We start from the raw sequence: 22,103 nt of genomic DNA, 5'->3' as shown, positions 1-22,103 counted from the left end.
GGGGTGCGGCGAGCCCGTCGCGGAGTGTGTTGGTCGGTGGGGTAGACCGAGCCGTGCGCTGCGATCGCCGTAAGCGACGGGCTGCGCCGCACCCCCGGCCCCCGCTCCCCGCCGTTCGCGGCTCTCCCGCCGTGGTGGCTTCTGCCGGCCGTCGTCGGTCCGCCGTTGTGGCTGTGGTGTCCGCTTCCCGTTGTTCTGGGAAACGTCTTGATCGCGTCGGGCCCGAGGGGGCCTGGGCGCCGCCACAGCCGTATCAGTGGGTGTCTGGAGTCTCTTTTCGGACCGGGGTTGTTGATTTTTGGACTTACTGGGTGTGCGGGGTTTCGTGTTTGGTCTGTACCGATCGAGAATGACGCGAGGTGTGGCTCCGGTTACGGCGTTGTACGGGTGAGCACGCCGCTGACGTTGAGGACCTCGTTGCAGCCCGCGGCGCGCTGGCCGGTTGCCGGGGTGCCCGGCTTGGCGCAGGTCACCTCTACGGTCACGGTGTCGTTCGCGGGGATCTCGATGGGGGTGACCCAGTGGTAGTCCTGGTTGCGGAAGGTCTCCAGCGCGATCGTGGTGATCTTGCGGTTGCCGAAGGAGAAGGTCAACACCCCTTCGTCGCCCTGGAAGTTGGCGATGACGACGTCCGTGACGCGGAAGATCGTGTTCGCGGGGACCGTGTAGACGCCGGGGACGGTCTGACCCGCGTTCGCCTTGACCTCGATGGTCTGCGAGGTCTGTTCGCCGCCGCCGGTTCCGCCGCCTGTGCCCGTACCCGTGCCGGTACCCGTTCCCGTTCCGGTGCCTGTGCCGGCCTGGCCGTTTCCGTTGCCCTGGCCGGTGGTGCCCTGTCCGCCGCCCGGCGTTGTGCCGGTGCCCTGGCCCGCGGTCGCGCCGGACGTGGGGGCGGGGCGGGGCTGGACGGCCTCCTTGGCCGCGTCCTTGGCGGCGCTGCGCACGGCGGGGCGTACGAGGGTGAACCAGAGCAGGATCAGGGCGATGAGCAGGGCCAGCAGGGCCAGCAGCCACTTGGGGAAGATCGGGATCTGGACGAACTCGGCGTCCAGGGGGGCGCGGGGGACGACGTCCTCTTCGGTGGGCGTCTGCTCCTGCGTACCCGTACCGCTCGCGTCGGCCGGTTCGGGGGCGACCTCCGTCGTCGTCAGGGTGAAGGGCCACACGGCGGGCGAGCCGAACCAGACGGGCTTGCCGGTGCGGACCCGCAGGCCGATCTCGGCGGACTCGCCGGGCTCCAGCTTCGGGCGCTCGGGGTCGAAGGCGAAGCCCAGTTCCTCGCCGGGCTGTCCTGGCGTGAACTCCACCTGGACCGGCGTGTTGCCCTGGTTGCGGACGGCGAGCCGGTAGCGCCCGCGCAGCCAGCCCCGCCGGCGCCTCGGCACCAGCTCGGTCTCCAGCTCGTGGAACTCCCCGATCCGGACGGTCCCCTCGGGGACGCGCACCGCCTCGGGGTGCTCGGCGGGCAGCACCCGTACCGCGAACGGCCGTTCACCGGCCCGGATCTCCGGGGAGCGCGGCGGCGAGAGCGTGATCGTCACCGTCTCGGAGGTCCCCGGGTACAAGGAGACCCGTGCGGGCTCGACGGCGCTCCACGCGGCGCAGTCCCCGACGACCTCCAGGCTGTACGCCTCGACGATGTCGCTGTCGTTGCGGACGGTCAGGGTGGTCGTGGCGACGGAGCCGGGCGCGACCGTCACCACCGGGATGTCGAGGCCGGGCGCGCCGGGACCGGAAGAGGCTGGAGAAGGGGTCACCCGACCACGCTAGGGACGCGTACGCGCGGGCCGCGAGGGGCGCGAGGGCAGTGTCCGGGCAGTCGTGATGCCCGCGCGGTGACCCCGGGAAGGGGCCGCTTATGCCGTCCCCCCGCTTAGCCGTAAGCCTTCCGCGTCCGCGATGTCTTTGTCACCCTTCCCCCCACCCCCCCCACGCACCAGTGACCACGCACCTCCCACACGCCGCGCGCAGAGGAGAACAGCCCTGCCATGACTTCTGTCCATGAGTACCCGGCTCAGCGCACCGCAGGCACCCGCCGGCCGGTGACCGTCGCCGTGTACGCCGCCGACCCGGTCCTGCGTGTCGGTGTCGTCCAGCAGTTACGCCAACGGCCCGAAGTCGCCTTCGTCGACGACGCGGACGCCGATTCGGCGGACATCTCGCTGGTGGTCGTCGACTCCGTCGACGACGACGTCGCCGCCCTCCTCCAGCGGCTGCGCCACAACACCGCCACCCGTACCGGCCTGGTCGTCGGCACCCTCGGCTCGGGCGCGCTGCAACGCGTCGTCGAGTGCGGGGTCACGGCGGTCCTGCGCCGCGCCGAGGCCGACCAGGACCGTCTCGTCCACCTCGTCACGGCCCTGGCCAACGGCGAGGGCGTCCTCCCGGGCGACCTGCTGGGCGAACTCCTCGCCCACGTCGGCAGTCTGCAACGGGCGGCGCTCGATCCCCGGGGCGTCTCGCTGTCCACGCTCACCACGCGTGAGGCGGACATGCTGCGCCTGGTCTCCGAGGGGCTCGACACCGCCGAGATCGCGCGCAAGACGTCGTACTCCGAACGCACCGTCAAGAACGTCCTGCACGAGATAACCACCCGGCTCCAACTGCGCAACCGCGCCCACGCGGTGGGCTACGCGCTGCGCAACGGGCTGATCTGACCACACGCGTGACGGGCCGGTCCGGCGGCCCGCGCACGCGGCCAAGTGCCCGAAAGCGCAAGGGGAGTTTCCCCCGGGTACGGCCGCCAGGACCTGGCGTGGCGGTCGGGGCGGGAGCAGGCTGGCGGGGGGAGAGTCGCGTCGTACCGAACTGTGAGGTGGACCTTGACGAGTACCGCTGGCCCGGAGGGGCGGTACCGACTGGGCAGGATCGGCGCGTCGTTGCTGCTGCTGATCCCGCTGCTCACGCTGACGGCCGCCTCGGGGCAGGGCAGCGCCGAACCGGGCGTGGGCGTGACCGCCGCCGGGGACACCCGGATCGCGTACGCCGGGACCAAGCACCGCAGCCTCGGCGATGTGACGGGAGCCACCACCAGCACCCCGGTGTTCGGTGTCGGCGCCACCCACTACGACACCCAACCCTCCGCGCTGGACGACCAGTTGGTGTTCACGAGCCTGCGCGACGAGAAGACGCCGCAGGTCTATCTGCGGGCCGCCGACGGCTCCGTCGACCGCCTCACCACCGGCATGAACGCCGCGCACCCCCGGCTGACGCCGGACGGGAAGTCCGTGGTGTTCGACGCGGGGACGACCCAGCGCGACCTGTGGCGCATCGGCACCGACGGCAAGGGCCTCACCCAGCTCACGAACTCCGCCGCGAACGAGACGTACCCGACGGTCTCCCCGGACGGCACGCGCATCGCGTACGCCAGCGACGCCAACCCCCTTGTGGGGCAACAGATTTATGTGCGGCAGCTGAGCGACGGCGCCACGAGGATGGTCACCTCCCCGGCCAACGGGACCGCGAGCGAGCCCGCGTGGAACCCCGTGGACGACGACGCGAACCGGGACTGGATCGCGTACACCGCGACGACCGACGGCGTGGGGCGGCTGCGGGTCGTCAACGGGAACGGCGGCGGCGACGAGACGCTCCTCGCCGGCAACTACGCGCAGTGGCGCGGCCATTCGGTGGCCTGGAAGCCCGACGGGAACGGGGTGATCTTCCTCAGCCCCGAGATCACCTGCGACTGCGAGGGCGACCGCGACCACCTGTTCGCCTCGCAGGCGCACTCCGACGACGAACCCGACGTGCTGAACCAGGAGGACCGCGAACTGCGCACCCCGACCTGGTTCGGGCCCGTGAACGGCGGCCACGCCATCCTCGAACACACCACGGGCGCCACCGTGAACGCCGTGACGCTCCAGGACATCCGCTCGGACGGCGTCGACCCGCGCGACCTCAACGTGCCGGTCCTCAACGAGGATCCGGCCGCCGACACCAACACCGACCCCAGAAAGGATCCGCTGTTCCAGCCGGGCGCGAAGTTCGACCCGTGGACGGAACGCCAGAACTACACGCCCGACGGCCGCCGCCTCGTCGTCACCCGCTTCGAGGGCGAACCGGAGAGGCGCGTCGAGCGGATCTGGACCGTCGACGCCGACGGGAAGAACCCGCAGCCCATGAAGCTGGGCGGGCGCGAGTCCACCGACTGGGACACCGACCCGACGTTCTCCCCCGACGGCAAGTCCCTCGCCTTCACCCGCAGCCCGCGCGGCGGACAGCCCAGCCGCATCCTCATCGCCGACGTGGCGAGCGGGAACATCACCGGGGAGATCGAACCGCCCGAGGGCGAGCAGACCGGCCGCGACGCGCAGCCCACCTGGTCCTCCGACGGGAAGACCCTCGCGTTCACCCGCAGCGAGGTCATCGACGGCTTCGGCGGCAACAAGCACATCTGGACCGTGCCGGTGGACGAACTGTCCCGGCAGGAGGACCTGAGCCGCAAGGCATGCCCGGACCTCTGCCAAGTCATCGACGACAGCCCGGCGTTCTCGCCGGACGGGCTCAGCATCGTCTTCAACCGCAAGAACGGCGGCGGCGCCGTCGACGAGCGCAACGGCCTTGTCCTGACGTCCCCTTCGGGCACCGGGTGCCGGGTCCTGCTGCCCGCCGGCGCCCCGGGCTGCCGCTCCGACCTTCCGGACACCACCGTCACCGGCCCCCACCAGCCGCGCGACGTCGCCTGGACCGCCGACGGCAAGTCCCTCGTCTTCTCCTCCCGCGAGGCCGTCGCCCCCAACAGCCCCGAGAAACTCCGTACGCTGGACATCGCGACCGGTGAAGTCACCGACCTGACCGCCCAGTTGGACGGACGGCAGAAGGAACCCAGCGTCCAGCAGTCCGTCGACCTCGCGGTCAAGGCGCCCGATACCGTGCCGACCGTCACCGTCGGGACGTCCACGACCATCGGCGTCGAGCTCGTCAACAACGGGCCCGCGGCCTCGCCGGGGACGACGCTGACGATCACCCCGCCGACCGGGGTGCAGATCACCGGGCTGACCTTCCCGGGCGGGAGCTGCACCGCCGCCTCGCTCCAGTGCGATGTGGGGGTCGTGCCGCCCGGCGAGACCGTGCGGGTGACGGTCACCGTCACCGGGGTCACCGTCGGGGACGCGCCCATCGGCTGGTCGGTCATCGGGACCGTGCTCGATCCGCAGCCGACCGACAACACCGGGCGGACCGTCGTGCCGGTCGGCGAGGAGCCGGAGCCGACGCCGACCCCCACTCCGACCCCGACGCCCACGCCCACGCCCACGCCTCCCACCTCCCCGACGCCCCGGCCCACCCCGCCGCCCACGACGCCTCCGGCGCCCGCGCCCCAGGCCGGGCCCGGCCTGAGCCTCACCGCCCAGCCCAACCCCGGGTACGTCGGCGGGCGGGTCGTCGTCACCTACACCGTCCGCAACGGCCGGGGCGCCCTCGCGACCGGACTGCGGCTGAAGATTGGGCTCCCGGCGAACATCCCCAACAACGGGCCGCCCGCCGGATGCGACGCCAACTGGAGTTGCGCGCTGCCCGACTTGGCGCAGGGCGCCAGCACCGTCGTCCAGGTCGTGCTGAGTCCGAACAAGGCGGGCACCGCGCAGCTCACCGGGACGCTCACGACTACCGGGACCGACGCCGATCGCGGGGACAACACGGCTCGGCAGCGGCTGCGGATTCTTCAGCCCCGGATCGTCGCCGTGCCGGAGATCGGGAAGCCCGGGTTCGTGACCTCCGTGCGAGGCAGGGACTTTCCGCCCGGTGTGCCGGTGAAGTTCACCTGGAAGCCCGGCATCACGGCCGCCGCCGCGCCGACGATCCCGCTCGCCAACGGGACGTTCATCGGGCAGCTCCTGATTCTCGCCAAGGACCAGACCGGGCCTCGGATCATCACCGCGAGCGGGCCCGGGTTCTCGCCGGTGACCACCGACTTCCTGGTGGTCCTCGGGACCGTCCAGCCGCCGGACGAGGTGACCCGCCGGTGATCCACGAGGTCGACGAAGGGCTGCGGCGGCTGCTCGGGGAGTCCGGGCTCGAAGCGTCCGGGGTGGACGTGGTGTTCGACGCGCCCACCCGGGACTGGGCCGCCCGGCGCAGCGCGCTCACGGTGTGCGTCTTCCTGTACGACATCCGCGAGGACGCGACCCGGCGGGGGAGCGGGGCGGGGGAGGTGTACGACGACGAGGGGCATCTCGTCGCCCGGCGGTCGCCTCCCCGGTGGTTCGATCTCACGTACCTCGTGACCGCCTGGGCCAATCGGCCTCAGGACGAACACCGGTTGCTGTCACAGGTGTTGACGACGTTGGTCGCCAACGATGTGCTGCCCGCGCGGATGTTGAGCGGGTCGCTCGCCGAACTCGGGCTCACCGTCGCGCTGGACACGGCCGGGACCGGGCTCGACGGGCCCGCCGCGTCCGACGTGTGGTCGGCGCTCGGCGGCGAGCTGAAGGCGTCGCTGGGGCTGCGGGTCCGGGCTCCGCTGGCCGGGGCGACCCGGGCTTCCGCGCCGCCGGTCACCGAGGGGCTCGTGGTGCGGTCCGCCGCGTTGAGCGGGGACGGCGAGGCCCAGCCCGGACGCCGGTTGCGGTACCGGGAAGTCAGCGATCCGGGGGCCGACGGGTTCTCCGGGCCCAGGGAACGAGGGGCGGCGCCGGCGCGGCGCCGGCGGGGGGATCGGCAGCCTTGACGGACACGGAGTTGTGGGAGCGGCTGGGGCTGGTCGAGGAGCGGGTGCGGGGCGCTGTCGCGGCGCGGAAGGCGGGCGATCCCGATCCCGACGATCCGTACCGGGGGCAGTACCTCACGCCGGACGCCGTCGAGCGGATTCTGGCGGGGGTGGGAGGGCTCGACGTTCCGCCGTACGAGGCCTGGGAGCCGGAGCCCTCGTCCGTACTCGGGGTGCTGGCGCGGCGGTTCGGGTTGTCGCCGCTCGATCTGGACCTGTTGCTGGTGGCCGTCGCGCCTGATCTCGACGCTCGGTTCGAGCGGTTGTACGGGTACCTGAACGACGACCTCACTCGACGCCGGCCCACTGTCGGGCTGGCGTTGGAGCTGTGCGGGGTCGCCGGGGCGTCGGGCGTGCGGTTCCGGCTGGGGGCGGGGGCGCCGCTGGTCGAGGGCGGGTTGATCGAGGTCGGGGAGGGGGAACGGCCGCCGCTGTCGCGGGTGTTGGTGGTGCCGGATCGGGTGACCGGGTATCTGCTGGGGAGCGGTACTCCTGATGCGCGGCTTGGTGGGGTGGTGAGGGAGGGGCGTCCCGATCCGACTGCCGAGGGCGACGAAGTACGGGTGGCTGCCGCGGCTCTGGGGACGGGGTTCGTTCAACTGCGCAGCCGGGGCGGGGATGTCGAGGGGCTGGCCGGTGCCGCGTTGCGGGAGGCCGGGGTGGGGGCGCTGGTGGTGGACGCGGGGGTGTTCGGGCGGCGGGATGTCTCCGCGCTGGCCAAGGTCGTTGCCCGGGAAGCCCTGTTGAGTGGGGCCGGGGTGGTGTTCGGGCCGTTGGAGGCGTTGCCCGATGAGCCGGGTGAACGGGGGCGGGTGCTGCGGGAGTTGTGCGGGGCCCTGCGGGGGGTGCCGTTCTTCGTGCACGGGAAGGGGGCCTGGGATCCGGGGTGGGCGGATCGGACGCCGGTGGTGTTGACGGTGGGGGCGGTTTCGGTGGAGCGGCAGGTGGAGAGGTGGCGGGTCGCGTTGGAGGGGGCGGCGCGTGGGGTTCTCGGGGGCGGCGCGGGGGGTGAGGCCGACGGGGGCGATGTTGGTGCGGGTGCGGCGGGTGCGGCGGGTGCGGCGGGTGCGGCGGGTGCGGCGGGTGCGGCGGGTGCGGGGCGTGGGGGGCGTGCGAGCGGTGGGGCCGATGTGGGTGCGGGGCGTGCGGGCGGCGGGCTGGACCCGGCTTCGGACGCCGGTCGACCCGCCCCCTCCGCCCCCGACTTCGACGCCCTCGCCCGTGCCGTCGCCGCTCATCGGCTCGACTCCGGGCAGATGCGCCGGGCCGCCGATGTGGCTGTGCGGGTGGCGTCCCTCGCCGGGCGGCCCGTCGGGCCCGATGATCTCCGGGTCGCGGTGCGGGCCCAGAACGGGGCCGGGCTCGATCGGCTCGCGCGGCGGGTGGAGCCCGGGGTCGGGTGGGACGACCTCGTGCTGCCGCCGGGGACGTACCGCCGGCTGCACGAGCTGGCCGTACGGGCGCGGCACCGGGATCAGGTGCTCGGGCAGTGGGGGATGCGGCCCGGTGGGGGCCGGGGGCGGGGGGTGATCGCCCTGTTCGCCGGGGAGTCGGGGACGGGCAAGACCATGTCCGCCGAGGTCGTCGCCGCCGATCTCGGCATGGATCTGTACGTCGTCGACCTGTCCACCGTCGTCGACAAGTACATCGGCGAGACCGAGAAGAACCTGGAGCGCATCTTCACGGAGGCGTCCGCCGTCAACGCCGTGCTCCTCTTCGACGAGGCCGACGCGATCTTCGGCAAGCGGTCCGAGGTGAAGGACGCGCACGACCGGCACGCCAACATCGAGTCCGCGTACCTCCTCCAGCGGATGGAGTCGTTCGACGGCATCGCGATCCTGACGACCAACCTCCGCGCCAACCTGGACGAGGCGTTCACCCGCCGCCTGGACGTCGTCGCCGACTTCCCCGTCCCGGACGTGACACACCGCCTCGACCTCTGGGACCGCTGCCTCGGCAAACGCCTCCCGCGCGCCGACGACCTCGATCTCCCGTTCTGCGCCGACCGGTTCGAGCTGGCCGGGGGTTCCATCCGGGCCTGCGCGGTGACGGCGGCGTACCTCGCGGCGGAGTCCGAAGGGCCGCTCACCATGCGGCTGTTGGTGACGGCGATCGCCCAGGAGTACCGCAAGCTGGGCCGGTTGGTGCTGGAGAGCGAGTTCGGGCCGTATCTCGCGGAGGCGATCGGCGCGTAGCGCCTGGCGGCGGGCACCTGGGCGGGGAGGCGGCGCGGGCGTCAGCGGGGCGGCCGGCGGCGGGCCGGGAAGGCGGGGGCCGCGAGGGCACATCCGGCGTCCGGAAAGGCAGCCCGGCTGCCCCCGGGCATGGCCCCGTGTCCCTGCCGTACCACCCGCCCCACCAGCAGACTCGGCCTGGACACAGGTGCCCCGTCAGGACCGCGAAGGAGCCAGCATGCCGACGTACCTCACCCCGGGCGTGTACGTGGAGGAGGTGCAGTCCGGTGCTCGACCGATCGAGGGTGTCGGCACGGCCGTCGCCGCGTTCGTCGGATTCGCCGGGCAGGGGCCCTTCCACACACCGACGCTGGTGACCAGCTGGGACCAGTACACCCAGCTCTTCGGCGGGTTCGTCGAGGGGACGTATCTGTCCCTCGCCGTGTACGGGTACTTCTCCAACGGGGGCGGCGCCGCGTACATCGTGCGGATCGGCGGGGCCGCCGAGGGCAACGGCGCGGGCTCGACTCCCGCGCAGCCCAAGGCCGTTGAGCCGGTCGAGGTCGGCGGGTTCCTCGTCGCCGCGAAGCCCGGTGTGACCGGCGTGAGCGTCGAGGTCGCGGACGCGGACGGGGAGAACCCGCCCGAGGACCGCTTCAAGCTGCTCGTCCGCAGGGGCGGCGACGTCGCGGAGACGTACGAGGCGTCCTCGCGCAAGAACGTCAAGGGCTACCTCGTCACCCAGGCCCGCGCCTCCAAGCTGATCGACGTCACCGAGCAGCGCGGCGCCGCCCAGACCCGGCCCGCGAGCGGGACCCTCGCCGTACCGGACGCCCCGGCCGCGCCCGCCGCGTCCAACGGCGCCGTCGCGCGCATCGACCCCGCCGAGTACGTCGGTGACGCGGGCGCCCGTACCGGCTTCGGCGGCCTGGAGACCATCGACGAGATCACGATGGTCGCGGTGCCCGACCTGATGAGCGCCTACCAGCGCGGCGACATCGACGACGAGGGCGTACGGACCGTACAGCTCGCCGTCATCTCGCACTGCGAGCAGATGGGCGACCGGGTCGCCGTCCTCGACACCCCGCCCGGGCTGAACGCCCAGCAGGTGCGCAACTGGCGTAACGACGAAGCCGGTTACGACTCGCGGTACGCCACCCTGTACTACCCGTGGGTGCGGGTCTTCGACCCGGCCGTCGGGCGCAACACCACCGTCCCGCCGAGCGGTCACGTCGCCGGCGTGTGGGCGCGCAGCGACGCCGAGCGCGGCGTGCACAAGGCGCCCGCCAACGAGGTGATCCGCGGCGCCGTCGACCTCGAACTGCGGCTCAGCAAGGGCGAACAGGACCTCCTGAACCCGATCGGCGTCAACTGCGTCCGCGCCTTCCCCGGCCGCGGCATCCGGATCTGGGGTGCGCGCACCCTGTCGTCCGACCCGGCCTGGCGCTACCTGAACGTGCGCCGCCTCTTCAACTACCTCGAAGAGTCCATCCTGTTGGGCACCCAGTGGGTCGTCTTCGAGCCCAACGACGACCGCCTGTGGTCGTCGATCCGGCGCAACGTCACCGCGTTCCTCACCGAGGAGTGGCGCCGGGGCGCGCTGTTCGGCCGTACCGCCGAAGAGGCCTTCTACGTGAAGTGCGACCGCGACAACAACCCCCAGGAGTCCATCGACCAGGGGCGCGTCGTCTGCGAGATCGGCGTCTCGCCGGTCAAGCCCGCCGAGTTCGTGGTCTTCCGGCTGGCCCAGTTCTCCGACAGCACCAGCCTCATCGACGAGTAACTCGCGGGCTGAACAGGAAGGTTGACACACAGTCATGGCAACAGGTGACGCTCTTTCCACCCATGTCTTCGGCGTACAGCTCGGCGGCTACCTCGTGGAGTCCATCCAGGAGATCAGCGGGCTGACCGTCGAGGAAGAGGTCGTCGAGGTCCGCCAGGTCAGCGCCGAGGGCAAGCAGATCATCCGCAAGCAGCCGGGTGCCCGGCAGGCCGGCGAGATCACGATCACCCGAGGGCTCGACCAGAGCAGCGAGTTCACCGAGTGGATCAAGGAGACCCTCAACAACGGGGCCGTCAACTCCGCCCGGCAGAACCTGACGATCGAGATCAAGGACACCGAGGGCAACACGGTCCGCCGTATCCAGCTCATGCAGGGCTGGGCGTCCAAGTGGGAGGGTCCCTCCCTCAAGGCGGGCGAGTCGGCCGCGGCCACCGAGTCCGTGACGATCGTGTTCGAGGAGATCATCGTCGAATGAGGCGACGTACGGTCACGGCCGGGAACCTGGAGGAGATCCTCCAGGCGACCGCGCCCGCCGCGGCCCAGACGCAGCCGCCCTCGCCGGAGCAGGCCACCGCGCCCGCTCCGGCGCGGGCCGCCGCCCAAGACACTGGTCTGCGCACCGAGTTCGAGTTCGAGTTGCCCCGTGGGTACGTCGATGAGGCGGGCACCGTCCATCGGCACGGCGTGATGCGGCTCGCCACCGCCCGCGACGAGCTGCGTCCGCAGATCGATCTGCGGGTCAAGGAGAATCCCGCGTACCTCAGCGTCGTGCTGCTCAGCCAGGTCATCACCCGGCTGGGGACCATCAGCGACGTCCATGCCGGCGTCGTCGAGCGGATGTACGCCACCGACGTCGCCTTCCTCCAGGACTTCTACCGGCGCATCAACAGCGAGGGGCACACCCGCGCGGCCGTCACCTGTCCGCACTGCGAGGGCGGCTTCGAGGTCGACCTCTCGGGTGGGCGCCTGGGGGAATCGTGACGTACGCGCTTCCCCGGCTCCGGGAGGAGATCGCGTACGTCGCTTATCACTTCCACTGGCAGCGCGAGGAGATTCTCGATCTGACGCATGAGGAGCGGCGGCAGTGGGTTGCCGAGATCGCTCGGATCAACACGCGTGTGAATGAAGGCGGTTGAGTAGATGGGGTGGCGGAACTGGCTGGGGCGCCGGGCCGTTGCGCGGGGGTCTTCCGGCGCCGGGGGGTCTGAGGCGGGGGGCTCCGCCGGGGTTTCCGGGGTGGCCGCCGAGGTGGAGTCCGAGGTGGCGTCCGAGGGGGGTGGGTCTTCCCTGCCCGGTGACTGGGACGGGGGATGGCGGCGTACCTCTCCGCCCGCGCTCACTGTTTCTCGGGCGCCGCTCGGGGTCAGCGATGGGCTGACGTTCCGCTCCGGGCTGGCTTCTTGGCAGGATCCCTCGTTCGATTCCGGGCTGGGGCATGCTGTGTTGCCTTCTGCGCCGGGGGGGTTGGTGCAGGGGGTTGCGCGGGCGGCTGGGCCTCGGTCCGCGCCGGTTGAGGGTGGGCCGTTGTTGTTGCGGGCGGTGCGGAGGGGTGAGGACGGCGGGGTTGAGGATGGTGGGGTTGAGGGGGGTTCTGGTGTGGGGGCCTCTGGGGCTCCGGTTGTGCAGCGGGCTCAAGACAGTGTGCATTCCGGCCGGGCCGGGGCGGGGGCTGGGGCCGGTCGCGGGCAGGCGGGTGGGGTTTCGGTGCCGGTGGTTCGGCGGGTTGCTGTGGTGCCGGGTTCGGGTGGTTCCGGGGAGGGGGCTCGTGTTGTGGGGGCGGGGGGTGTGGGGCGGGCCGTTGGTGGGGCTCCTGTTCAAGTGCGGGCCGCTGGGCCCTCGTTGACTGTGGCTCGGCGGGCTGTCGGGCCTGTGCGGCGGGTGGCTGCTGTTGTGCGGGCGGGTGCGGGTGCGGGTGCGGGTGCGGGTTCGGGAGAGGGGTCGGGCTCGGGGGCGGGTTCTGTGGCGTCGGTGCCTTCCTCCGGGCGGTCTGTGCAGCGTGCTGCCTCGCGTGAACTGGGTTCGCTGGGGGCGCAGTTGGGGGCGCCGTTGGGGGAGTTGCCTGCCAGTGCCGTACCCCTGACGCCGGATGCGCCTTTGAGGGGCGGAGGGGTTGAGGGGGGGAGTGGTCCGGGGATGCCTGTTGTGCAGCGGCAGGTGGAGGGTGAGGGCTCCCGCGAGGGGGGTTCCGGTAACTCGTCTGTGGTGCGCGGGGATTCGGGGGTTCGGGCTCGGGGTGGGTTGGGGGCGCCTATGGCTTCGTTGCCTGCTAGTGCTGAGGTGCCGGGGAGGGGGGCTCGTTCGGGGGTGGGGGGTCAGCGGGCTTCGGGGGTGGGGTCGGCTTCGGGTTCGGGTTCGAGTCCGGCTTCGGGCTCGGCTGAGGGTTCGGCTTCGGGTTCGGGCTCGGCTTCGGGGAGTTCGGGGCGTGGGGGCGGTGTTGGTTCTGGTGATGCGCCGTTGCTCGGGGGTGCTGGGGTGCAGCGTCGTCTTGCGGGTGCTCCGGGTGAGGGGGCTGTGCCGGATGCGGCGCCGTTGGTCGTGCCGTTGCGGGGGGACGGTGGTGCGGGGGTGGAGTCCCGTGCTGCCGTGCCGGGTACGCCTGTTGTCGCTCGGGCGGTTGAGGGTTCGGGGGCGGGGGGTGGGCAGTCGGCTGGTGGTGGCCGGTCCGGTGGTCAACTTCCGCAAGGGGGAGGGGAGTCCGGGGGTGTTGTGACTCCGGCCGGGGCGGGGGCTGGTTCTGATGGAGGTCATGTGCCGGGTGGGTCCGGTGGGGTGGGGGCGGCCGGGCCGGTTGTCGCTGCTCGGTCTTTGGGCGAGGGGGACTCCGGTCGGGGGGTGCAGCGGGCGCATGGTTCGGCCGGTGCCGGGGGCGGGGGCGGTGTCGTTCAGCGGGCCGGGGCCTCGGCCGGGGCCGGGGAGGCCGGTGGTCGCGGTGCGGACTCCGGGGGGAAGGGGGAGCGTGGTTCGTCCGGTGCGGGCAGTGGCTCGGTGTCCGGGGGGACTCGCCCTCAAGGAGCGGTCGTTGTTCCGGCCGCGCCGGGAGATGCCGGGAGCGGTGGTCCGGGGCCGGTTGTTGCTCGGGCCCTGGCTGATGGTGGCGGGGCTCGGGCGTCGTCGGTGTCGGCCGGGGCTGCGGGTGAGAGGTCGGGTGGCGGGGGTGACTCGTCGGCCGGTGCCCGTGCCCGTGCCGGTGCCGGTGTCGGTGGTTCGGGGGCTCGGGGGCCCCTTGTCGTTCCGGCCGTGAGTTCTGCCGCGTCCGGTGAGGGCGGGAGTCCCGGTCCTGTGGTGGCTCGGGCGACGGCCGACGGTGCCGGGGCGGCGAGGGGTGGGTACGGGGGTGCCGGCGCCCGCAGTGTCTCCGTGCCCGGTGTCCGGCGTGCCCCGGTGCCGGGGGCGCCGGCTCCTGTCGTCGTCGCACGGTCCGTGGCCGACGACTCCGTCATCAAGGACGCCGGGCGTCGGCAATCCCGGGGTGCCGGTGGGGTGTTGGGCGGCGGTGCGTCCGCTGGTCCCACGTCCCGTGCTCTGCCCCTGCTGCCTTCCCGGCCGCTCACCCTCAACACCCGTACCGCGCACGGCATGGCGCCCTCCGCCGCTGCCGCTTCCAGCCGTCGGCCCGTTGTGGCCGCGCGTTGGGCCAACTCCACCGGTGCCTCGCAGGGCGAACCGGCGTCCGGGCAGCGGGGCCAGGGGGCGGCGGCGCCGGGTGCGTCGGCGGGGGTGGGGGGCTCGGCCTCGTACGTACAACGCGCCCCCGCCTCCACCTCGTATGTACAACACGCCCCCGCCTCCACCTCGTCCGGTCCGACTTCGCCTGCCGCCTCCTCGTCCGCGTCCGTGTCGCCTGCGGTCACCTCGTCCGCGTCCATGTCGACGGCGGTCACCTCGTCCGCTCTCGTATCGCCTGCGGTCACTTCGGCCGCGTCCGCGTTGCCCACCGCCACCTCGTCCGGCGCGGCCTCGCCCGCCTTCACTTCGTCCGTGTCAACTCCCGGTGTTTCGGCCCCGGTTCAGCGCGTTCCCGTTGTCCGGCCCGCTCCTCCTCGGCAGGAGGCGGCTCCCCGGATCGTGCCGGCGCGGCCCCTTCCCGCTGTCGCGCCGCAGGTGGAGGCGGCGCCCGCGTCAGTGCCGCCGCCCGTTCCTGTCGTCGCGCGGACCGTGGAGGCGAAGGCGCCGGCCGTGCAGCGGGACGCGGGTGCGGCGAAGGCTCCCGCGCCCCGGGCCGACGTACAGCGGAACCCGGCGAAGGGGGCGGGCGGTTCCGATGCCGCCGCTGGTGCCGCGCGCGGCAAGGACGGGCCGGGCGATCCCGACCTCGACGAGCTCGCCCGGCGGCTTCTCGATCCCGTGTCCCGGCTGCTGCGTACCGAGTTGCGGCGCGGGCGGGACCGTACGGGGCGCCCTTATGACGGTCGCCGCTGAGGCATGGAACGGATGACGGACGGATGACGGACAGCATTTTCGCGACGAGTGTGTACTTCCGGCTCGCGATCGGCGGCAATGATCTGGGCGCGTTCCACACGTGTTCGGGGATGGGCGCCGAGGTCGAGATGGAGACGTACGCCGAGGGCGGGAACAACGACTTCACCTGGCAGCTCCCGGGCCGGGTCACCTGGACGAACATCACCCTGACCCGGCCGGTGACCGCCGACACCGCGAAGATCGCGCGGTGGCTGGACGAGACGCTGCGGCGGGTCGAGCCGAAGGACGGCGAAATCGTCGCGCTGCGGCCCGACTTGAGCAAGATCATCAGCTGGCAGGTGTTCGGGATCGTGCCCGTGCGCTGGCAGGGGCCGTCCTTCGACCCGGCTGATTCGTCGGCGGCCGTCGAGACGCTGGAGATCGCCCACCAAGGGCTCCGGCCCTCCTGAACCGCCCCGTCCGCCCTCGAAACGCCCTAGAAAGAAAGGAGGTTCGGTATGGCGTCCGCCCGATCCAGCCGCGTCAGAGCCCAGTTGACGCTGAAGGAACCCCCGCCGTCCGTCGGTGCCAAGCCCGGCGGGACCATCGCGCGCCTGGACCTCCAGTTCAACCCCTCGACGCTGCAACTGAGCAAGTCCACCGAGTGGCGCCGTACGCCGTCCCGGATGGCGGGGCAGTCCGCGCTGCCGGAGTTCGTCGGAAGTGGCCCGCGCACGTTGAGCCTTGAGGTGTTCCTCGACGCGACCGCCACGCACGACAAGTCGGTCGAGCAGGCCGTCGAGAAGCTGATGAAGGCGTGCGTGCCGACGCCGACGAGCCTCGGGCGCAAGAAGCCCGCGAGCCCCTGGGTGCGGTTCGAGTGGGGGTCGGCGCGCACGACGTCGTTCGACGGGGTGCTGTCGAGCCTCTCCGTCTCGTACACCCTCTTCGACGTGGACGGCACGCCCCTGCGGGCGACCTGTTCGCTCACGATCGAGGAGGCGACCGTCGACCCGGCGGGCCAGAACCCGACGTCCGGCGCCCGAACTGCCCGCTCCACGCACACAGTTGTGGCCGGGGACAGCCTCGCCATGCTGGCCTGGCGGGAGTACGGCGACGCGACGGCCTGGCGGGTCATCGCCGAGGCGAACGGGATCGACGACCCGATGTCCCTCGTACCCGGCACCGAACTCGTGGTGCCCGGACTGCGGGACGCGGAGGAGGAACAGTGAGCGGGCCAGGATCGGGCGAGCGGGGCGGGCGGGCCTTCGCGGCCGACCCCGTCATCGAGACCCCCGGCGAGCTGCCGCCCATCTGGGCCGCACAGGTGGTGAGTTGTGTCGTCGACGAGAACGTCGGCCTGCCCGACGCCGCCGTCATCACCTTCCGCGACCCCGACCACGAGTTCCTCGCCGCGACCGGCATCACCATCGGTACGCCGCTGAAGGTGTCCGTCGTCACCGTCTCCGGGCAGTCCCGTGAGCAGCTCTTCAACGGCGAGGTGACCGCGCTGGAGATCGACCGGGACCGCACCGGGTCGTTCACCGTCGTGCGCGCCTACTCCAAGGAGCACCGGCTCCAACGCGGCCGCAAAGTCGTCGCGTTCAGGAACATGACCGCCTCCGCGATCGTCCGGAAGGTCGCCGCGAGCGCCGGGCTCGCCGTCGGTACGGTCGAGGCCGCGCCGATCACCTACAAGCAGCTCTCCCAGGCGAACGTCTCCGACTGGGACTTCCTCCAGTTCCTCGCGGCCGAGAGCGGCGCTCAAGTCCGCGTGGACGACAAGGGGTTGCTCCAGTTCACCAAGCCGAAGAAGGCGTCCGGCGCGCCCGCGCCGTCCACCTCGGCCGCCACCAACCCGCTGGTCCTGGAGTACCCCCGCAACCTGTTCACGCTGCGCGTCGCCCTCTCGGCGGCCGACGGCGCCTCCCAGGTGGAGGTGCGGGGGTGGGACGTCACCAACAAGAAACCTCTGGTGTCCCCGAAGGCGTCGGTGGTCAGCGACACCGTGCTTCCGGGGCTGGCACCGTCCGCCGCCGCGAAGTTCGGCAAGTCGAAGGTGACGGTCACCGACACCCCGTACCGGACCCTCGCCGAGACCAAGGCCGTCGCCGACTCCGTCGCCGACCATGTCAGCGCCGGTTTCGCGGAGTTGGAGGTGGTCGCCGAGGGCAATCCGCTGCTGCGGGTCGGCAAGCCGGTCGCGCTCGGCAACGTCGGCAAGGCGTTCTCCGGCAAGTACACGCCGTCGGCGGTCCAGCACGTCATCGAACCGCACGGCGGCTACCGGACGACGGTCTGGGTCAGCACCAGCCCCGACCGCTCCCTCACCGGCCTCGTCACCGGCGCCAACGCGCCCTCGCGGGGGCCGCGTATGCCGGGGCTCGCGATCGGCGTCGTCACCGACGTCCGTGACACCGCCGGCGGCCAGCGGGGCGCCGTACGGCTCAAGTTCCCCTGGCTGGACGACACGTACGTCACCGACTGGGTGCGCACCGTGCAGTGGGGCGGCAAGGGCGGGGGCGGCGTCGTGAGTCCCGAGGTCAACGACGAGGTGCTCGTCGGGTTCGAGCAGGGTCTGCTCGACAGCCCTTATGTCATCGGGGGGTTGTACAACGGCGTCGACCAACCCTCCCCGCACGACGTCCCGTTGATCGACGGGACGACCGGGAAGGTCAACCGGCGTTCCATCGTGTCCCGTTCGGGGCACCGGGTCGAACTCCTCGACGCCCGCGCGCCCGGCCCCTCGGGGCTGCGGCTGCGGACCGCCGACGAGCGGCTCGAAGTCTTCCTCGACGACCGGCGCGACCGGATCGAGCTGACCGTGTTCGCGCGCGGCAGACGGCAGTTGACGTCCGTCGTGCTCGACACGAAGGGCATCACCCTGGACGCCGGGCGCGGGGACGTGAGCGTGGCCGGGCGCAACATCGACATCCAGGGGCAAGTGGGCGTGAGCATCGGCGGGCGGAACGTCACGGTCGACGGCACGAACGTCAACGTCAAGGGCAAGACCGGCGTCACCATCGACGGCGGGCTGCTCGGCGTCCTCAAGGCGAAGCTGATCCGGATCAACTGACGTTCGTTTAAGGAGAGTTCCATGCCGGCCGCAGCCCGTACCGGTGACCCCACCGACCACGGCGGGGTGATCGCCACGCCGCCGCCCGCCGCCGCGACGAAGGTCGCGACCGTCTTCATCGGCGGCCGTCCGGCCGCTGTCGTCGGCAGCGTGCACACCTGCGCGATGCCGCCGCACCTGGCGCTCGGACCGGGGAACGTGATCATCCCCAACCCGGCCGGAGTCACGTCCGGGGTCGTCCTCATCGGAGGGCTGCCCGCCGCGAAGGCGCGGGACAAGACCACGTGCGGGGCGACGATCCTGACGGGTGCGATGAACGTGCTGATCGGGGGCGTGTGATGAACACACGCTGGAACAGGGGAAGTCGATGAACGAGCGCTTCATAGGCCGGGGTTGGGCCTTCCCCCTCCGCACCGGCCCCACCGGCGGCATCGCCCTGGTCGAGAAGGAGCAGGAGATCGAGGAGGCGATCCGCCTCGTCCTCGGCACCGCCCCCGGCGAACGCCCCATGCGTCCCGAATTCGGCTGCGGCGTCCACGAGTACGTCTTCGCCCCCAACGACGGTGCCACCGCGGGCCGCGTCGCCCAGCAGGTCCGCGAGGCCCTCGAACGCTGGGAGCCGCGCATCGCCGTCGACGAGGTCGTCGTCGCCTACGACGCCGTCGAGGCCGGCACCCTCTACATCGACGTGCACTACACCGTCCGCTCCACCAACGACCGGCGCAACCTGGTCTTCCCCTTCTACACGATCCCCTCCGAGGAGGGGGCCGAGGAAATGGTCGCCGACTGATGGCCCTCCCCTCCCCGAACCTGGACGACCGGCGTTTCCAGCAACTCGTCGACGAGGCGAAGCGGTACGTCCAGCAGCGCGCGCCCGAGTGGACCGACCACAACGTCTCCGACCCGGGCGTCACGCTCATCGAGACGTTCGCCTACCTGGTCGACCAGCTCCTGTACCGCCTGAACCGGGTCCCGGACAAGAACTACACGGCGTTCCTGGACCTGTTGGACATCCGCCTCTTCCCGCCGACGGCCGCTTCCGCCGACGTCGACTTCTGGCTCTCCGCCCCCCAGCCCGAGACGGTCACCCTCCCCGCCGGCACCGAGGTCACCACCGCGCTCGGCGAGACCTCCACCAGTGACGACGCCGTCGTCTTCACGACCGTCGACGAACTCCGCATCCTGCCCAGCGAGTTGATCCGGCTCGTCACCGCGCCGCGTACCGGCGAGCAGACCGACCGGACCCGGACCCTCGCCGAGGGCGGCGACGTACCCGCCTTCCAGGCCGCGCCCGAACCCGGTGACGCGCTGCTCTTCGGGCTGCCGACCGCCGTTCCCCGCTGCATCGTCGCCGTCAATCTCGACAGCCGCGTCGAGGGCATCGGCGTCGACCCGCGCCAGCCCCCGCTCGTCTGGGAGGCCTGGGACGGGGCGCGTTGGCAGGAGTGCGAGACCGGGTCCGACACGACCGGCGGTCTCAACCGGCCCGGCGAGGTCGTCGTCCATGTGCCCGCCGGGCACACCGCCTCCGTCATCGGGGGGACCCGGGCGGGGTGGCTGCGGTGCCGGGTCACCGAGGCCGAGCCCGGGCAGCCCTTCTACTCCGAGTCGCCAACTGTCCGTGAGGCGACCGTCTTTACCGTCGGCGGCACCATGGCCGTGGAACACGCGGAGACCGTTCTCGACGTGCCCCTCGGCACGTCCGAGGGCGTCGCCGGGCAGTCCTTCCGGCTGGACCGGCCGCCCGTCCTCCTCGACCGGTCCTTGCCCGAGGTCGAGGTCTCGTCCGCCGAAGGGTGGCAACGCTGGGACGTCGTCGAGCACTTCGGGCGGTCCGGGCCCGATGACCGGCATGTCCGGGTCGACGCCACCACCGGGGAGTTCACCTTTCCGCCGGTCCTCCGGGAAGCGGACGGGACGCTTCGGCAGTGCGGCGCGGTGCCGTCAAAGGGCGCTCAGATCAGGGTGGTTCGCTATCGGACGGGCGGGGGGCCCGCCGGGAACGTCGCCCGGGGTGCCATCTCTGTCCTGCGCAGCTCCGTTCCGTACGTCGCCCGGGTCATCAACCGGGAGGCCGCGCTCGGAGGGGTCGCGGGGGAGACGCTCGACAACGCCAAACTCCGTGCGCCGCAAGCCCTGCGTATGCAGGAGCGGGCCGTGACCGCCGAGGACTACGAGATCCTGGCCCGGCAGGCCGCCCCCTCCGTACGCCGGGTCCGGTGCCTCCCCGTCGGCGGAGAGGCGGGCGCCGTACGGGTGCTGGTCGTTCCCGACGCCGTCGCCGACGAGGGCGACGACCGGCTCCGCTTCGAGCAACTCATCCCGTCCGAGCAGGTGTTGACGTCCATCACGCGCACACTGGACGAACGCCGGCTCATCGGTACGCGGTTGGTGGTCGAGCCGCCGGTCTACCAGGGCGTGACGGTCGTTGCCCGGTTCGCTGCGCCCGCGTCGGAGATGGACCGGGTTCGCGAGGCCGCGCTGGACGCCCTGTTCCGCTACCTCAACCCCCTCAACGGCGGCCCCGACGGCACGGGTTGGCCTTTCGGCCGTCCTGTCCAGTACGGCGAGATCTTCGGAGTTCTTCAGCAGGCCACGGGCAACGTCCTTGTGGAGGACGTGCGGTTGTTCGCGGCGGACCCGATCAGCGGGCGGCGGGGGACACCGACGGACCGGATCGACGTGGGGCCGGGGGCGTTGGTGTTCTCGTATCAACACCAGGTGGTTGTCACGGAGTTGGAGGTAGGAGGGTGAGCCGTACACCCCTGCTTGAGGTCTCGCCATGAGCAATCGTGCCGCCGTACCCGAACTCCCCAGCCGGTACCCCATCGGTGAGCAACTCCCCGCCCTCTACGCCGACGACGACTTCGCGCAGCGCTTCACCGCCGGGCTCGACACCGTCCTCGCGCCCGTCTTCGCGACCCTCGACAACCTCCCCTCCTACCTCGACCCCCGCGTGGCCCCCGCCGACTTCGTCGCCTGGCTCTCCGCCTGGGTCGGCGCCGAGGACGACCCCCGGTGGCCGGTCGACCTCCGCCGCGAGGCGGTCGCCCGCGCCGTCGAACTCCACCGCTGGCGGGGCACGGCACGAGGCCTGACCTCGGCGTTGCGGCTCGCCCTCGGCGTACACGCGTCGGTGAGCGAGGCGGGGGGCGCGGCCTGGTCGTCGACGCCCGGCGCCGACCTCCCGCCTCCCGCCGGCTCCCCCCTCATCCGCGTCTGGCCCGACCGGACCCCGTCCGTCGACGCCGCCCGCGTCCACGCGATCGTCCGGGCCATGTGCCCGGTCCACATCCACTGCCGGGTCGAGATCCTCCCCGGCCCCCCCACCGACGAAGGAAGGTGACGCCGTGCGTGCGTGTCCCGCGTGCGGGGCGTCCAACGGGCCGACAGACGACTTCTGCGGCAACTGTGGGACGTACTTGGGCTGGTCGGAAAGTGCGCCGGGGGCGGGGAGGCGGGGGGCGCCGGAACCTGTGCCGGAGGAGGTTGAGGGGGGTGCGGCCACGCCGGGGGCGGCTGGGGATGCGTCCGGGGTGAGCGGGGCCGGTTCGGGGCGGTCGGACGGGGGCGGGGACGGGTCGGCTGGTTCGGTTGGAGGCGGAGCTGGTCCGAACGCGTCCGAGTCGGCCGGGACGTCCGGCGGCGCCGCTGGTTCGGCGGCCGATTCGTCCAGGTCCGCTGCAAGCGGCGCTGGTTCGGGCGCGTCCCGTTCAGACGGGGCGGCTGCGGCCATCTCCGGTTCGGGCAGCCCCGGTTCAGACGCGTCGGCTGAGGACACGTCCGGCTCGCGTGGGTCCAGCGTGGGCGTGTCAGCCGCGTCCGGTTTGGGTACGGCGGCTGCGGGCGCGCCGGGTTCGGATACGCCGGTTTCGAGCCCGGCGTCCCCAGACGCACCGGCGTCCTCGGGCACGTCCCCTTCCCGCGCGGCGACTTCAAGGACCTCGGCATCGGGTACGCCCGCTC

General features: G+C 72.2%; 17 protein-coding genes. 16 read left to right on the top strand and 1 reads right to left on the bottom strand.

Annotation, left to right across the window (positions count from 1 at the left end):
• Positions 1–371: 371 nt before the first annotated feature.
• Complete coding sequence (locus PV682_RS36100; protein WP_319735978.1) at positions 372–1,757, bottom strand: COG1470 family protein; 1,386 nt, start codon at positions 1,755–1,757, stop codon at positions 372–374.
• 231 nt (positions 1,758–1,988) lie between these two features.
• On the opposite strand from PV682_RS36100, the gene PV682_RS36095 reads away from it, so the two are divergent.
• The 16 genes from PV682_RS36095 to PV682_RS36020 all read left to right on the top strand — a co-directional run bounded on the left by PV682_RS36095 (position 1,989) and on the right by PV682_RS36020 (position 21,483).
• Positions 1,989–2,657 carry a helix-turn-helix transcriptional regulator gene (locus tag PV682_RS36095; protein WP_055723483.1) on the top strand — a complete coding sequence of 223 codons (669 nt, stop codon included), beginning with the start codon at positions 1,989–1,991 and terminating at the stop codon, positions 2,655–2,657.
• A gap of 165 nt (positions 2,658–2,822) precedes the next feature.
• A complete protein-coding gene (locus tag PV682_RS36090; RefSeq protein ID WP_319735977.1) occupies positions 2,823–5,966 on the top strand; it encodes a TolB family protein in 3,144 nt (1,047 codons plus the stop codon).
• Positions 5,963–6,667 (top strand): DUF4255 domain-containing protein, encoded by a 705-nt coding sequence (locus tag PV682_RS36085; RefSeq protein WP_319735976.1) that lies wholly within the window; start codon positions 5,963–5,965, stop codon positions 6,665–6,667. Before PV682_RS36090 ends, PV682_RS36085 begins: the two co-directional genes overlap by 4 nt.
• Positions 6,664–8,901 carry an ATP-binding protein gene (locus tag PV682_RS36080; RefSeq protein ID WP_319735975.1) on the top strand — a complete coding sequence of 746 codons (2,238 nt, stop codon included), beginning with the start codon at positions 6,664–6,666 and terminating at the stop codon, positions 8,899–8,901. Before PV682_RS36085 ends, PV682_RS36080 begins: the two co-directional genes overlap by 4 nt.
• A gap of 217 nt (positions 8,902–9,118) precedes the next feature.
• The gene (locus tag PV682_RS36075) at positions 9,119–10,663 is read left to right on the top strand and encodes a phage tail sheath family protein (protein WP_319735974.1); all 1,545 of its coding nucleotides are present in this window, start codon (positions 9,119–9,121) and stop codon (positions 10,661–10,663) included.
• A 34-nt stretch (positions 10,664–10,697) separates the two neighbouring features.
• Positions 10,698–11,138 (top strand): phage tail protein, encoded by a 441-nt coding sequence (locus PV682_RS36070; RefSeq protein WP_055722142.1) that lies wholly within the window; start codon positions 10,698–10,700, stop codon positions 11,136–11,138.
• Complete coding sequence (locus tag PV682_RS36065) at positions 11,135–11,644, top strand: hypothetical protein (RefSeq protein ID WP_319735973.1); 510 nt, start codon at positions 11,135–11,137, stop codon at positions 11,642–11,644. Before PV682_RS36070 ends, PV682_RS36065 begins: the two co-directional genes overlap by 4 nt.
• Complete coding sequence (locus PV682_RS36060; protein WP_319203576.1) at positions 11,641–11,799, top strand: DUF6760 family protein; 159 nt, start codon at positions 11,641–11,643, stop codon at positions 11,797–11,799. Before PV682_RS36065 ends, PV682_RS36060 begins: the two co-directional genes overlap by 4 nt.
• Before the next feature lie 2,929 nt (positions 11,800–14,728).
• Positions 14,729–15,082 carry a hypothetical protein gene (locus PV682_RS36055; protein ID WP_319735972.1) on the top strand — a complete coding sequence of 118 codons (354 nt, stop codon included), beginning with the start codon at positions 14,729–14,731 and terminating at the stop codon, positions 15,080–15,082.
• Between the two features lie 23 nt (positions 15,083–15,105).
• Complete coding sequence (locus PV682_RS36050) at positions 15,106–15,531, top strand: phage tail protein (protein WP_010353290.1); 426 nt, start codon at positions 15,106–15,108, stop codon at positions 15,529–15,531.
• A 48-nt stretch (positions 15,532–15,579) separates the two neighbouring features.
• A complete protein-coding gene (locus tag PV682_RS36045) occupies positions 15,580–16,293 on the top strand; it encodes a CIS tube protein (RefSeq protein ID WP_319735971.1) in 714 nt (237 codons plus the stop codon).
• Positions 16,290–18,137: a VgrG-related protein gene (locus tag PV682_RS36040; protein ID WP_319735970.1), complete on the top strand. Its 1,848-nt coding sequence runs from the start codon at positions 16,290–16,292 to the stop codon at positions 18,135–18,137. Before PV682_RS36045 ends, PV682_RS36040 begins: the two co-directional genes overlap by 4 nt.
• A gap of 21 nt (positions 18,138–18,158) precedes the next feature.
• On the top strand, positions 18,159–18,476 hold the full coding sequence (locus PV682_RS36035; RefSeq protein WP_319735969.1) for a PAAR domain-containing protein: 318 nt from the start codon (positions 18,159–18,161) through the stop codon (positions 18,474–18,476).
• A 28-nt stretch (positions 18,477–18,504) separates the two neighbouring features.
• Positions 18,505–18,927, top strand: a complete 423-nt coding sequence (locus tag PV682_RS36030) for a GPW/gp25 family protein (RefSeq protein ID WP_319735968.1) — start codon at positions 18,505–18,507, stop codon at positions 18,925–18,927.
• Positions 18,927–20,891, top strand: coding sequence for a putative baseplate assembly protein (locus PV682_RS36025; RefSeq protein ID WP_319735967.1), 1,965 nt, complete (start codon positions 18,927–18,929; stop codon positions 20,889–20,891). Before PV682_RS36030 ends, PV682_RS36025 begins: the two co-directional genes overlap by 1 nt.
• A 28-nt stretch (positions 20,892–20,919) precedes the next feature.
• Positions 20,920–21,483: a phage tail protein gene (locus tag PV682_RS36020; protein ID WP_319735966.1), complete on the top strand. Its 564-nt coding sequence runs from the start codon at positions 20,920–20,922 to the stop codon at positions 21,481–21,483.
• The last annotated feature ends 620 nt before the right edge of the window (positions 21,484–22,103 follow it).

The sequence above is a fragment of the Streptomyces niveiscabiei genome, from assembly GCF_033794345.1.
In the GTDB taxonomy this organism is placed as follows: Bacteria; Actinomycetota; Actinomycetes; order Streptomycetales; family Streptomycetaceae; genus Streptomyces; species Streptomyces niveiscabiei.
The sequence above is the reverse complement of the archived record's forward strand: the minus strand, read 5'-3'. Positions and strand labels throughout refer to the sequence as shown.